Consider the following 12195-nt stretch of genomic DNA (forward strand, 5'->3'; position numbering starts at 1 on the left):
GTGCGAGCCACCCTGCGCTGGGCCCACTCCGATCTGCGCACCCACCGCGGCGAAGCACTGTTCATGGTGCTCGCCACCGCGGGCATCGTCGCCTCCCTGCTGCTGGCCACGGCCCTGTTCGGGTACGCCACCAACCCCTGGCAGCGCGTCTTCACCCAGGCGCGCGGCGCCCACGTGTGGATCCACACCGTACGCTCCGCCGACCCGGCCGTGCTCGCCCACCTCGACGGCGTCGAGTCCGTCGCCGGTCCCTATCCGACCGAGCGCACGGCCCTCGTCTCCCGTGGCACCCGTGCCTCCGTCGAGCTGCGTGCCACGCCCGGGCGGCCCTCCGTCGGCCGGCCACTGCTCATCTCCGGCCACTGGCTGAATCCCGCGACCCCGGGCGGCGTCGTGCTGGAGAGCCGGCTCGCCCGGGCGCTGCTGGCCGAGCCGGGAGACACCCTGACGGTGGCCGGGGCGGCCCGGACACTGACCGTGGTGGGCATCGCGGACAGCGCCGGACCCCGCTACCGCCCCGGTGAGCAGCCGGGACTCGTCTGGGCCCTGCCGTCCGCCGTGCGCGCCCCCGACGGCCAGGTGACCGGGCTGCGCCTGGCCGACCCCGACGACACGGACTACGCCGTCCAGCGCGCCGTCACCGTGCTCGGCGCCGGCGCGGTGAGCGAGGTCTCGACCTGGAAGCAGGCGCGGGCGGAAGCGCAGGGCGACAACCGGCTGCTGGGGCAGGTCCTCGGCCTGTTCGGCCTGGGTGCCCTGGTGGCGGCCGGGTTCGCCGTGCACGGGGCGATCGGCACCCGGGTGCGGGGCCATCTGCGGGACATCTCGGTGCTGAAGGCGATCGGCTTCACACCCGGCCAGGTCGTCCGGGTCTTCCTGCTCCAGCACGTGGCCTACGCCCTGCTCGGCGCGCTGGCCGCGGCGGCGCTCGCCCGGGGGCTGGGCCGCCTGCTGCCGGGGCGCTTCGGGGACGCGGTCGGCGTGTGGCAGGGACTGCCGGAACACACCGTGGCGCTGTTCGCCGTCCCGGCCGGAGCGGTGCTGTTCATCGCCGCCACCACCGGGCTGGCGGCCTGGCGGGCGGGACGGGTGCCTCCGGTGCCGGTGCCACGGCCCGCGGCGCCGGCCGGTGGACGCCTGACGGCCCTGGCACGCGGCGCCCTCGGTCTGCGCCTGCCGCCCGCGCTGGTCCTGGGCTGGCACCGGGCGTTCGCCCGCCGTCCCCGGTCGCTGGCCACGGTCGCCCGGCTCGCCCTGCCGCTGCTGCTGATCGTGGTGGCGATGAGCGCGTGGACGACGATCGACCGCTTCCACTCGAGGCCCGAGGAGGTCGGCCTGCCCACCGCCCTCACCGTGCGCCCCGACAGCAGTCTCGGCGAGGCGGCCACCCGCGCCCTGCTGGCACGCGACCGGCAGGTCGCCGACGCCTACCCGGGCGTGGAGGTGGCCGCCCTGGTGCCGGGGCAGACGGCGACCATCGCCCTGCGCGGCCTGGGCACCCGCCAGAACCCCTACCCCTACGCGCTCGCCGAGGGCCGTCCCGCGCGGGGGCCCGACGAGGCCGTGGCCGGGCAGGGGCTGCTCGACCTGCTGGATGTGCGGGTCGGCGACTGGGTGCGGATGACGGTGGGCGACCAGCCGCAGATCCTGCACATCGTGGGCCGCAGCATCGAACCGGAGAACGCCGGCCGGGTCATCTCCACCTCGCTCGACACCCTGCGCGACAACGACCCGGGCCTGCGTCCCACCCTGTACCAGCTCCGGCTCCGCCCCGGCGCCGACCCGCACCGGGTCGCCGGCGACCTGGCCAGGGCCGCCCATGGGCACCTGGACGTGCACGCCGTGGCGAACCCCGCGGACGGTCTGTCACCGCTGCGCGGAGTCGTCGCCGGGCTGATCGCCGTGCTCGCGCTCATCGGGATCGTCGAACTGCTGACCGCCATCGGCGGCACCGTCCGCGAGGGCGAACGGGACCTCCTGGCGCTCAAGGCGATCGGACTGTCCCCGCGGCAGATCACCGCGATCACGGTCACGGCCACCGCCTGCACCGCCCTGGCCGCCGTGGTCGTCAGTACGGCCCTGGGGCTTCCCCTCGCCCACTGGCTGATCGACGTCCAGGGCCGCTCCAGCGGCATCGGCGCCGGGCTGGCCCAGGGTCCCTCCCCCGCCCTCCTGCTGCTGTTCGGAACCGCGGCCGTGGCGGGAGCCGCCGCGCTCGCCGCCGTGCCCGCGGCCCGCGCGGCCCGCCGACGGCTCGCGGACACGCTGAGCGCGGTGTAGTGAACAGGGCCCCCAGAACAGCCCGAACAGGGTGGCCCGAGCGGGGAGCCGGGGCGGACGGCCGTGCCGCCCGCCTCCCGCTGCCCTGCCTCTAACGGCCGCGCCATTGCCGGTACTTGGCGACCAGGGCCTTGCTGGACCCGTCCAGCCCCGGCACCTCGGCACCCTCGGTCAACGCGGGCTCGACGCGCTTGGCGAGGACCTTGCCCAGCTCCACTCCCCACTGGTCGAAGGAGTCGATGTTCCAGATCGCGCCCTGAACGAACACCTTGTGCTCGTAGAGGGCGATCATCTGGCCGAGGACCGACGGGGTCAGCTCCTTGGCGAGGATGGTGGTGGTCGGGTGGTCGCCCTTGAACGTCTTGTGCGGCACCAGCTCCTCCGGCACGCCCTCCGCGCGCACCTCCTCAGGGGTCTTGCCGAAGGCGAGCGCCTGGGTCTGGGCGAAGAAGTTCGCCATCAGCAGGTCGTGCTGGGCCTTCAGCTCGTCGGAGAGCTCGGCGACCGGCTGGGCGAAGCCGATGAAGTCGGCCGGGATGAGCTTGGTGCCCTGGTGGATGAGCTGGTAATAGGCGTGCTGCCCGTTGGTGCCCGGGGTGCCCCAGACGATCGGTCCGGTCTGCCACTCGACCTCGCGTCCGTCCCGGCCGACGTACTTGCCGTTGGACTCCATGTCCAGCTGCTGGAGGTACGCGGTGAACTTGGACAGGTAGTGCGAGTAGGGCAGCACGGCGTGCGACTGGGCATCGTGGAAGTTGCCGTACCAGATGCCCAGCAGGCCGAGCAGCAGTGGCACGTTGGACTCGGCCGGCGCGGTCCTGAAGTGCTCGTCGACGGTGCGGAAGCCGTCGAGCATCTCCCGGAAGCGGTCCGGACCGATGGCGATCATCAGGGACAGGCCGATCGCCGAGTCGTAGGAGTAGCGGCCGCCGACCCAGTCCCAGAACTCGAACATGTTGGCCGTGTCGATGCCGAACTCCTCGACCTTCCCGGCGTTCGTCGACAGCGCCACGAAGTGTGCGGCGACCGCCTCCTGACCGGCCTTCAGCTCGTCCAGCAGCCACGTGCGGGCCGAGGTCGCGTTGGTGATCGTCTCGATCGTGGTGAACGTCTTGGAGGCGATGATGAACAGCGTCTCGGACGCGTCCAGGTCACGGATCGCCTCGTGCAGGTCCGCCCCGTCCACGTTCGACACGAAGCGGACCGTCAGATCACGGTCGGTGTAGGCGCGCAGCGCCTCGTACGCCATCGCAGGACCCAGGTCGGAGCCACCGATGCCGATGTTGACGACGTTCTTGATGCGCCTGCCGGTGTGGCCGGTCCACTCACCGGAGCGGACCCGGTTCGCGAAGTCGGTCATCTTGTCGAGCACCGCGTGCACCTTGGGCACCACGTTCTCACCGTCGACCTCGATCACCGCGTCCCGGGGCGCTCGCAGGGCGGTGTGCAGGACCGCGCGGTTCTCGGTGGTGTTGATCTTCTCGCCGCGGAACATGGCGTCCCTGAGCCCGAAAACGTCCCGCGCGGCGGCCAGCTCGCGCAGCAGACGCAGCGTCTCGTCGGTGACCAGGTGCTTGGAGTAGTCGACGTGCAGGTCACCGACCTGGAGGGCGTACCCGCTGCCGCGGCCCGGGTCCGCCGCGAACAGGTCGCGCAGCCGCACCTCGCCGAGCTCCTCACGGTGCTTGGCCAGAGCGGTCCACTCGGGCGTCTGGTTGAGCCTGGTACGACTGTCTGCGTTCATCTGGGACTTCAGCCTTCTTCCTTGCCTGTGCTGCCGTGTACCTCGCCCCGCTGCCGGTCCCAACCTAATTGATCCCGCGGGGCCTGACCTGTTGTCACACCGTCCTGGGGGGGCAACATCAGATACGTCCGCCTTGCGCTCACGTGTCAACGAGGTGACGGCGAGCGCAGGCCGCCCGCGAGCCGCTGTCCGGTATGAGCCGGGCGTTGGCGCTGCCCAGGGCCTCGCGGTGGACCAGGGAGGCAGCGGGGCCGTGGAGGTGTTGCCGAAGAGGGGTCTGGAGGGCCGTGAGCGCGAAGGCGAGGACCAGCGGCAGGACCGGGGTGTGCCCTAGCCCCACGGCGAGCGTGAAGGCCCCGACGATCAGTCCGCGCACGGCGTCGACGGCCCACATCGCCCGGCGCCGCTCCACCCGGTCGGCCACGGCCCCGCCGAGCAGCCCGACCAGCAGCCACGGGACATGGCCACAGACGGTGACCGAGGCCGCCGCGAGCGGTTCGTGCGTCAACCGCACGGCGAGCACGGGCAGCGCGGTCGTCCGCAGCGCGTCCCCGGACCGGGAGACCACGGCAGCGGCCCACAACCGCCCGGACCCGTCACGCCACGCGGGTTGCCGTACGGTGCCCGCCACCTCGATCGTCGCCATCGTCCCCCCTCACGATTCGCCGATGCACAAACCGTAGAGGGCACCACTGACAATCGGGCTGAGCTGCGGAAACAGGCCGCCCGGCTCCTCGGCCCGCAGCCCGTGCGGAACCGCCCCGGCCGCATGAGGCGCCGACCCGCGGCCCGTGCCGGGGCCGCAGCGGCGGTACGCGGGACCGCGGCACCGAACGCGCACCGGCCAGGTGCCGCAGGCACCCGGCCGATCCAACTCCTAGATCTCGCCCCGCAGTTTGGCGAGCGCCTCGGCGAGGATCGCCTCGCCGTCCGCGTCGCTGCGCCGCTCCCGCACATACGCGAGATGCGTCTTGTACGGCTCGGTGCGCGGCGGGTCCGGCGGGTTGTCCCGGTCCTGCCCGGCCGGAAAGCCGCAGCGGGGGCAGTCCCAGGTGTCGGGGACCTGCGCGTCGCTGGCGAAGCTCGGCTGTGTCTCGTGCCCGTTGGAGCACCAGAAGGAGATGCGCAGACGCGGCGCGGACTCGCCGCGCTCGGCCTCGCCCATCGGCCCCGCCCCGACCCGGCTACCTCGGATCGCGTTGCCACTTGCCACGGTCGTAACTCCCTGCGTGATGGTGCCGCGAAGCGAGTCGGCGTTTCGCTTCACTGCGAGCGCCTCAGTCTACGTAAGGCCCAACGCGCGTCCAGTGATGGGAGTTACCGCCCCGCCCCCAGACGCACGCCCCATGATAGGCCGGGTCCGAAGACCCGCACCGAACATGGGGCGTTACGTGCTTTATGTGCGTTTTATACGGTCCGCCGACGCCGGCCGGCGCTAGTGGTTGGTCTTCATCAGGATGCCGAGCACCACGATGCAGGCGAGCCAGAGCAGACCGATCACGATGGTGATCCGGTCGAGGTTGCGCTCGGCGACCGACGAGCCACCGACGGAGGACTGCATGCCACCACCGAACATGTCGGAGAGGCCGCCGCCCTTCCCCTTGTGCATCAGCACCAGCAGCATCAGCAGCAGGCTGAAGACGATCAGGGCGATCGAGAACCCCAAAACCACGGCTGGACCAACTTCCTCGGATTCGGATGGACGACGGGGGCAGGGTGGCTGACCACCTTGCCCCCGCAAGAGTACGACGGATCGCCCTCTGGAAGCACTTACTGGTCGCGGAAGCGGACGATCTTGACGAACTCGTCTGCGTCGAGCGAGGCGCCGCCGACCAGCGCGCCGTCGATGTCCGGCTTTGCCATGATCTCGGCGACGTTGCCGGACTTCACCGAGCCGCCGTACTGGATGCGCACCTTGTCGGCCACCTCCTGGGAGTACAGCTCGGCGATCTTGCCGCGGATCGCCGCGCAGACCTCCTGCGCGTCGTCGGAGCCGCAGACCTTGCCGGTGCCGATCGCCCAGACGGGCTCGTAGGCGATCACGACGGTCTCGACCTGCTCGGCCGGGATGTCCTTCAGACCGCCGTCGACCTGGGCGAGCGTGTGGGTGACGTGCTCGCCCGCATCGCGGACCTCCAGCTCCTCACCGACGCACAGGATCGGGGTCAGGCCGTGCTTGAAAGCGGCCTTGACCTTGGCGTTCACCAGCTCGTCGGTCTCCCGGTGGTACTGCCGGCGCTCGGAGTGGCCGATCACCACGTAGGTGCACTTCAGCTTGGCCAGCATGGAGCCCGAGATCTCGCCGGTGTAGGCGCCGGAGTCGTGCGCCGAGAGGTCCTGGGCTCCGTACTTGATCTTGAGCTTGTCCCCGTCGACCAGGGTCTGCACCGAGCGCAGGTCGGTGAAGGGCGGCAGGACGGCGACCTCGACGGCCTCGTGGTCCTTGTCCGCCAGGGCGAAGGCGAGCTTCTGGACGTGGGCGATGGCCTCGAGGTGGTTGAGGTTCATCTTCCAGTTCCCCGCCATCAGCGGCGTGCGTCCAGAAGAAATCGATGCTGCCAAGGTTCAGTCCTCCAGTGCGGCGAGGCCGGGGAGCGTCTTGCCCTCGAGGTACTCGAGGGAGGCGCCGCCGCCGGTCGAGATGTGTCCGAATGCCGACTCGTCGAATCCCAGGATGCGGACGGCTGCGGCGGAGTCGCCGCCGCCGACCACGGTGAAGCCCGGGGACTCGACGAGGGCCTGGGCGACCGCCTTGGTGCCCTCGGCGAAGTCGGGGTGCTCGAAGACGCCCATCGGGCCGTTCCAGAAGACGGTGGCCGCGTCGGCGAGCTTCGAGGCGTACAGCTTGCGGGTCTGAGGACCGATGTCCAGACCCTCCTGGTCGGCCGGGATCGCGTCCGCGGCGACGGCGGTGGGGTTGGCCGGAGCCTTGGTCTTCAGGTCCGGGAAGTCGGGCGAGACCAGCGCGTCGACCGGCAGGACCAGCTCGACGCCGGTCTTCTCGGCGCGCTCGATGTACTCGACGACGGCCGGGACCTGGTCCTCCTGCAGCAGCGACTTGCCGACCTCGTACCCCTTGGCCTTGAGGAAGGTGTACGCCATGCCGCCGCCGATGAGGAGCCGGTCGGCCTTGCCGAGCAGTTGGTCGATGACGGCCAGCTTGTCGGAGACCTTGGCGCCGCCGAGAGCGACCACATAGGGCCGCTGGACGTCCTCGGTGAGCTTCTTCAGGACGCCGACCTCGGTGGCGATGAGGTAGCCGGCGTAGTGCGGCAGCCGGGCCGGGAGGTCGTAGACGGAGGCGTGCTTGCGGTGGACCGCGCCGAAGCCGTCGCTCACGTACACATCGGCGAGGGCCGCCAGCCGGTCCGCGAACTCGCCGCGCTCGGCGTCGTCCTTGGACGTCTCGCCGGGGTTGAAGCGCAGGTTCTCGATGACCGCCACCTGTCCCGGCTGGAGGCCGTCGACCGCGTCCCGGGCGGCGGGGCCGACGGTGTCCTGGGCGAACGCCACGGGGGCGCCGAGGAGTTCACCGAGGCGCTCGGCGGCGGGCAGCAGGGAGAAGGCCGGGTCCGGGGCGCCCTTGGGGCGGCCCAGGTGCGAGGCGACGACCACCTTGGCGCCCGCCTCGGCGAGGGCCTTGACGGTGGGCAGGACGGCGCGGATGCGGCCGTCGTCGGTGATCAGGCCGTCGGCGAGCGGCACGTTGAGGTCGGCGCGGACGAAGACCCGCTTGTCGTCCACGCCTGAGGAGAGAAGTTCGTCGATCGTCTTCATGGGTCGGACTCCTGGGGAAAGCTCTTGATCGTACGAGGGCTGATCGATCCGGACGCCCGATCCGGCCGATCGGTCCGTGGGCGCGCCGGGGCTCGCCGCACGTGCGTCAGGGCTCGGGCGGCGCGACCGTGCGCTGCCCGAGCCCTGCTACCGCATGAGATGCCTGCTTGAAGCGATCAGAGCTGGTTGCCGACGAAGACCGTCAGGTCGACAAGGCGGTTGGAGTAGCCCCACTCGTTGTCGTACCAACCGATGACCTTCACGCTCCTGCCCTCCTGGACCATGGTCAGGGAGGAGTCGAAGGTGCAGGACGCCGGGGCGTTGACGATGTCGGAGGAGACGATCTCGTCCTCGGTGTACTCGAGGATGCCCTTCAGCTCGCCCTCGGCGGCCTTCTGGAAGGCGGCGTTGATCTCTTCCTTGGTGACCTCGCGGCCGAGCTCGACGACCAGGTCGGTGACCGAGCCGGTCGGGACCGGGACGCGCATGGCGATACCGTCCAGCTTGCCCTTGAGCTGCGGCAGGACCAGGGCGGTGGCCTTGGCGGCGCCGGTGGTGGTCGGGATGATGTTCTCGGCGGCGGCACGGGCGCGGCGCAGGTCCTTGTGGGGGAAGTCCAGGATGCGCTGGTCGTTCGTGTACGCGTGCACCGTGGTCATCAGACCCTTGACGATGCCGAAGTTCTCGTCCAGGACCTTCGCCATGGGCGCCACACAGTTGGTGGTGCAGGAGGCGTTGGAGATGACGTGGTGGTTCGCAGGGTCGTACTTGTCCTGGTTGACGCCCATCACGATGGTGACGTCCTCGTTCTTGGCCGGAGCCGAGATGATGACCTTCTTGGCGCCACCGGCGATGTGCTTCTCGGCGTCTTCCTTCTTGGTGAAGATGCCGGTCGACTCGATGACGATGTCGACACCCAGATCACCCCAGGGGATGTCGGCGGGGTTGCGCTCGGACAGGACCTTGATGGTCCTGCCGCCGACGGTGATGGTGTCCTCGGTGTGGGACACCTCCTCCTTGAGGCGGCCGAGGATGGTGTCGTACTTCAGCAGGTGAGCGGTGGTCGCGGTGTCACCCAGGTCGTTGACAGCCACGATCTCGATGTCTGCACCCTGCTCCAGCAGCGCGCGGAAGTAGTTACGACCGATGCGGCCAAAGCCGTTGATGCCTACGCGGATCGTCACGAACCGATCTCCTCGTTGGTACGCCGGGTTCGACGCCGGCGAGCTGTATGGGATGTCCCCGACCGCCTACGACCCTACCTCCCTGAGGCCGCCGGAGTGACATCGAGATGCCCCATACACGGCAGGGCGGTCCGTACCCGCCAGTAGGGGTACGGACCGCCCCGGCAGCAGGGCCCGCCCACTCGTTCCGGTGACATGGGACCAACTGCCGTTGACCACCTGCCGTCAGAGGCCGAGCGCGTGGAGCGCCTTGCCCATCAGAGCCGTCCGGCCGGCCGTGGAGGTGATGTGCTCCAGGCCGAAGCCGAGCAGCACGGTGCGGTCCGTGGTGACCGCTCCGTAGGTGCTGAACAGCGTTCCGGTGCGCGCCCAGTCCTTGAGGGCGCCCGGGCTGCCCGCGGGCGGTCCGGTCACGTGCCAGGCCCCGAGCGACGTCTCGAAGCCCTCCGTCTCGACGGCCGTGCCCCCGACGACGAGCGAGGCCTCGTCCGCGAGGACGCCGTGGCCGCCGCTGCCCGGGTCGGTGATGTAACTCAGCGAGATCTCGACCGTCTTCCCCGCGTATGCGCTCAGGTCGAAGCTCACCTGCCGCCACCCGCCCGAGGCGCCCGTGAGGCTGTGCCACGTACCGGTGGTGCCCTTCGCGCCGCAGCCGCCCGGCGCCATGGTCAGGTAGTGCTTGAGCCAGGGGTGCTCGCCCACCAGGAACCCGGCCTCGCAGTCCGCCGGCACGGCGTCGCTCGTGGCGCCGCCGGCCTCCGGCAGCGTGGTCCAGTCGTCGGCCCCGACGGTGTGCACCTCGACCACGGCGTGGTCGTACCCCCGTTCGGTGTCCCACAGGAGCCGGGTGCGCAGGGCGGGTGTGTCGGCCGCGCTCACCTTGGTGAGGTCGATGGTGCGGGTGAGTCGCTTGTAGGCGTTGTCGGTGTGGGCGGCCGCGGCCATGTACGACCCCGCGTAGGGCTGGTACGGGTTGGCCGCCCCGGTGAACAGTCCCGCTCCCGCGCCGGCGAACTGCGGGTACTTGTCCGCGGGCAGTTCCTCGGAGGTGACGCCGTACGCCCCGGCCTTGTCGAGCGGGTTGCCGGGGGCGTCGCCGAGCGCCGCGGTGAGGCCGCCGAGCTTGCCGGAGCCGGCGAATCCGGTGACCCCCGGCGCCGCCGTTCGCGAGTAGGCGCCGAGGTAGTACTGGCTGAAGTCGTCCGAGAGGTTGCCGCCGCCGAGGTCGACGGTGCCGCCCGCCTGCTCCCCCGCCTCGATCAGCTTGCCGCCCTCGTTGAGGAAGGCACGCAACTGGAGCTGGGTGGCGTTGCCCGGGACACTCGCGCCCGTGTAGTGGACGACCGCCTTGAAGTGGTGGAGCACGCCGAGCGCGTCGGGCACGCCCTGGCCGGCGACGTCCCAGACGATCGCCTTGCGGCCCGCTGTCCGCAGGGCGTCGATGTACGCCTGTGCCCGGGTGGCCTTGGCGCCCTCCTCGGCGACGACCAGGACGTCCGCCTCGGGCCGCTCGGCCACGGTGTAGGTGAAGTGCCTGCCGGCCGTCTTCCGGCCGCTGCGGGTCTCGCCGGTGAACCAGACCTCGACCTTGTCGCCCGGGTCGCCGCCTCGGACCTTGGCCCGGTACTCGTCGAAGTACAGGTTGTCGTCGCCGCCGTAGGTCTTGCCGCCCTTCCACGGCTTGAGCGCCCGGCTCTCGACGCGGCCGCCGTTGACGCGGTACTTCAGCTCCTTGTGGCGCACGGACTTCCGTACGACGACGGAGATCTGCTGGTCGGCGCCGCGTGCGTAGGAGGTGGAGAACGTCGCCGGGGTGAAGTCGGGTGCGTCGATGCCGACCGAGGAGGACGGCCGGTCGGGGTGGGAGGCGGTCTCGGCGACGGAGAGCGCGAACGGGACGTTCTTCTCGAACTCCTGCTGGATCAGCTTCTCGTCGTCGGGGAAGTTGAAGACCGACTGGCAGTCGGACGCGTGCCAGGCGTCGTTCGGGTCGAGGTTCGACGCGGTCTGGCAGGTCGACATCTCGGGGGTGAACATCGCCATGCCGTTGACGTTCGACGCATGGCCGTCCGCCTCGCCGTTGGTGGTGTAGAGCTCCGAGGACACCTGCGAGCGGTAGCCCGGGATGGCGGGCTTGTCCGGGGTGCCGGCGAGCGCCTTGTAGAGGACGTCGTCGGGGGTGGGGGTCGCCACCTGCCAGCCGACGCCGTAGAGGAGCAGTTCGGCCGCGGAGTGGTAGTTGACGCCGTACCTGAATCGGATGCGTTTCTCGAAGCCGTCGAGCGCCCTGGTCTCGGGTTCGGACTCGGGGCTCGCGCCGCGGTAGGTCTCGCTGGTCGGCAGGGGGGACGAACCCTCGTCGTCGTAGCCCCACTTGTAGGCGAAGTTGCGGTTGAGGTCGACGCCGTCACCGACGCCGATGAGGCCGTCGTGGTCGTTGTCGCGCAGGTTCTTGCGCCACAGACGGGTGTCGGGGCTCTTGAACGTGTAGTCGTAGCCGTCCGGGTTGGCCGAGAGGACGAACCACAGCTCGGTGGAGTCGACGATCTTCTTGATGCGCCTGTCCGTGGTGTAGCGGTCCAGGTAGTAGTGCATCAGCCGGCGCGTCATCTCCGGAGTGATCCACTCCCGTGCGTGCTGGTTGGACATGTACAGCGCGGAGGGCTTGGAGCCGTCGCGGGACTTCCTCGCGTTCCTGGTCAGTTTGAGCGCGAGGATGTCCTGGCCGTTGATCGTCCTGCCGATGGAGACGACCTTGGTGAGATCGGGGTGGGCCTGGCCCGTTCTGACGATCTCTTCCTTCAGCCCCCCGCTTCCGCTGTACGGACGGAACACGCCCTGGGCGGCGTTCTCGACGCGCGTCTCGGCCTTCGCCGACAGCGTGTGTTCGGTGAGCCGGACGCCCTGCTTCCTCAGCTTCCCGGCCTGCCGGCCGGTGAGGTAGACCTCGACGGTGCTCCGGCCGCTGCCGGTCACCTGCTCGCCGAGTTCGCGACCGTCCTGGCCCGCGTCGAGCAGCAGCGGTATCTGCTTCCGGGTCACCTCGGCGCGGAAGACCCCGACCTCCTCCGGGTCGGGTGTGGAGGATGTCCCGCTCTGCGCCTGGGCGATGGGTGCGAGGCCCGCTCCGCCGAGCAGGAGTGCGCCGACAGCGAGGGTCGATCTCGCTCTGTGTCTCATGGATCCCCCTGGGGATGGTTCGCCACGACG

General features: G+C 70.5%; 9 protein-coding genes. 1 reads left to right on the forward strand and 8 read right to left on the reverse strand.

Going from position 1 to position 12195, the window contains the following annotated elements; translation table 11 throughout:
* The gene (locus AC5WS8_RS24105) at nucleotides 1-2280 is read left to right on the forward strand and encodes an ABC transporter permease (RefSeq protein ID WP_496105530.1); all 2280 of its coding nucleotides are present in this window, start codon (nucleotides 1-3) and stop codon (nucleotides 2278-2280) included.
* A 91-nt stretch (nucleotides 2281-2371) separates the two neighbouring features.
* On the opposite strand, the gene pgi is transcribed toward AC5WS8_RS24105, so the two are convergent.
* The 8 genes from pgi to AC5WS8_RS24145 all read right to left on the reverse strand — a co-directional run bounded on the left by pgi (nucleotide 2372) and on the right by AC5WS8_RS24145 (nucleotide 12165).
* A complete protein-coding gene (pgi, locus tag AC5WS8_RS24110; RefSeq protein WP_496105531.1) occupies nucleotides 2372-4024 on the reverse strand; it encodes a glucose-6-phosphate isomerase in 1653 nt (550 codons plus the stop codon).
* Nucleotides 4025-4163: 139 nt separating this feature from the next.
* Complete coding sequence (locus AC5WS8_RS24115; protein ID WP_496105532.1) at nucleotides 4164-4670, reverse strand: MFS transporter; 507 nt, start codon at nucleotides 4668-4670, stop codon at nucleotides 4164-4166.
* A 231-nt stretch (nucleotides 4671-4901) separates the two neighbouring features.
* Nucleotides 4902-5237 (reverse strand): RNA polymerase-binding protein RbpA, encoded by a 336-nt coding sequence (locus tag AC5WS8_RS24120; protein ID WP_003957010.1) that lies wholly within the window; start codon nucleotides 5235-5237, stop codon nucleotides 4902-4904.
* 222 nt (nucleotides 5238-5459) lie between these two features.
* Nucleotides 5460-5696 carry a preprotein translocase subunit SecG gene (secG, locus tag AC5WS8_RS24125; protein ID WP_103844742.1) on the reverse strand — a complete coding sequence of 79 codons (237 nt, stop codon included), beginning with the start codon at nucleotides 5694-5696 and terminating at the stop codon, nucleotides 5460-5462.
* Between the two features lie 98 nt (nucleotides 5697-5794).
* Nucleotides 5795-6550 carry a triose-phosphate isomerase gene (tpiA, locus tag AC5WS8_RS24130; protein WP_496105576.1) on the reverse strand — a complete coding sequence of 252 codons (756 nt, stop codon included), beginning with the start codon at nucleotides 6548-6550 and terminating at the stop codon, nucleotides 5795-5797.
* Between the two features lie 39 nt (nucleotides 6551-6589).
* The gene (locus AC5WS8_RS24135; protein ID WP_496105533.1) at nucleotides 6590-7801 is read right to left on the reverse strand and encodes a phosphoglycerate kinase; all 1212 of its coding nucleotides are present in this window, start codon (nucleotides 7799-7801) and stop codon (nucleotides 6590-6592) included.
* A 176-nt stretch (nucleotides 7802-7977) separates the two neighbouring features.
* Nucleotides 7978-8985, reverse strand: a complete 1008-nt coding sequence (gap, locus tag AC5WS8_RS24140; protein ID WP_496105534.1) for a type I glyceraldehyde-3-phosphate dehydrogenase — start codon at nucleotides 8983-8985, stop codon at nucleotides 7978-7980.
* A 225-nt stretch (nucleotides 8986-9210) separates the two neighbouring features.
* A complete protein-coding gene (locus AC5WS8_RS24145; RefSeq protein ID WP_496105535.1) occupies nucleotides 9211-12165 on the reverse strand; it encodes a M14 family metallopeptidase in 2955 nt (984 codons plus the stop codon).
* Nucleotides 12166-12195 lie beyond the last annotated feature (30 nt).

The organism is Streptomyces sp. PTL18 (assembly GCF_059510295.1).

What these genes read in the sequence shown, in the direction of transcription:
- AC5WS8_RS24145 (WP_496105535.1), bottom strand. Translation starts at nt 12,165, where the DNA reads ATGAGACACAGAGCGAGATCGACCCTCGCTGTCGGCGCACTCCTGCTC.
- pgi (WP_496105531.1), bottom strand. Translation starts at nt 4,024, where the DNA reads ATGAACGCAGACAGTCGTACCAGGCTCAACCAGACGCCCGAGTGGACC.
- tpiA (WP_496105576.1), bottom strand. Translation starts at nt 6,550, where the DNA reads ATGGCGGGGAACTGGAAGATGAACCTCAACCACCTCGAGGCCATCGCC.
- AC5WS8_RS24135 (WP_496105533.1), bottom strand. Translation starts at nt 7,801, where the DNA reads ATGAAGACGATCGACGAACTTCTCTCCTCAGGCGTGGACGACAAGCGG.
- AC5WS8_RS24115 (WP_496105532.1), bottom strand. Translation starts at nt 4,670, where the DNA reads ATGGCGACGATCGAGGTGGCGGGCACCGTACGGCAACCCGCGTGGCGT.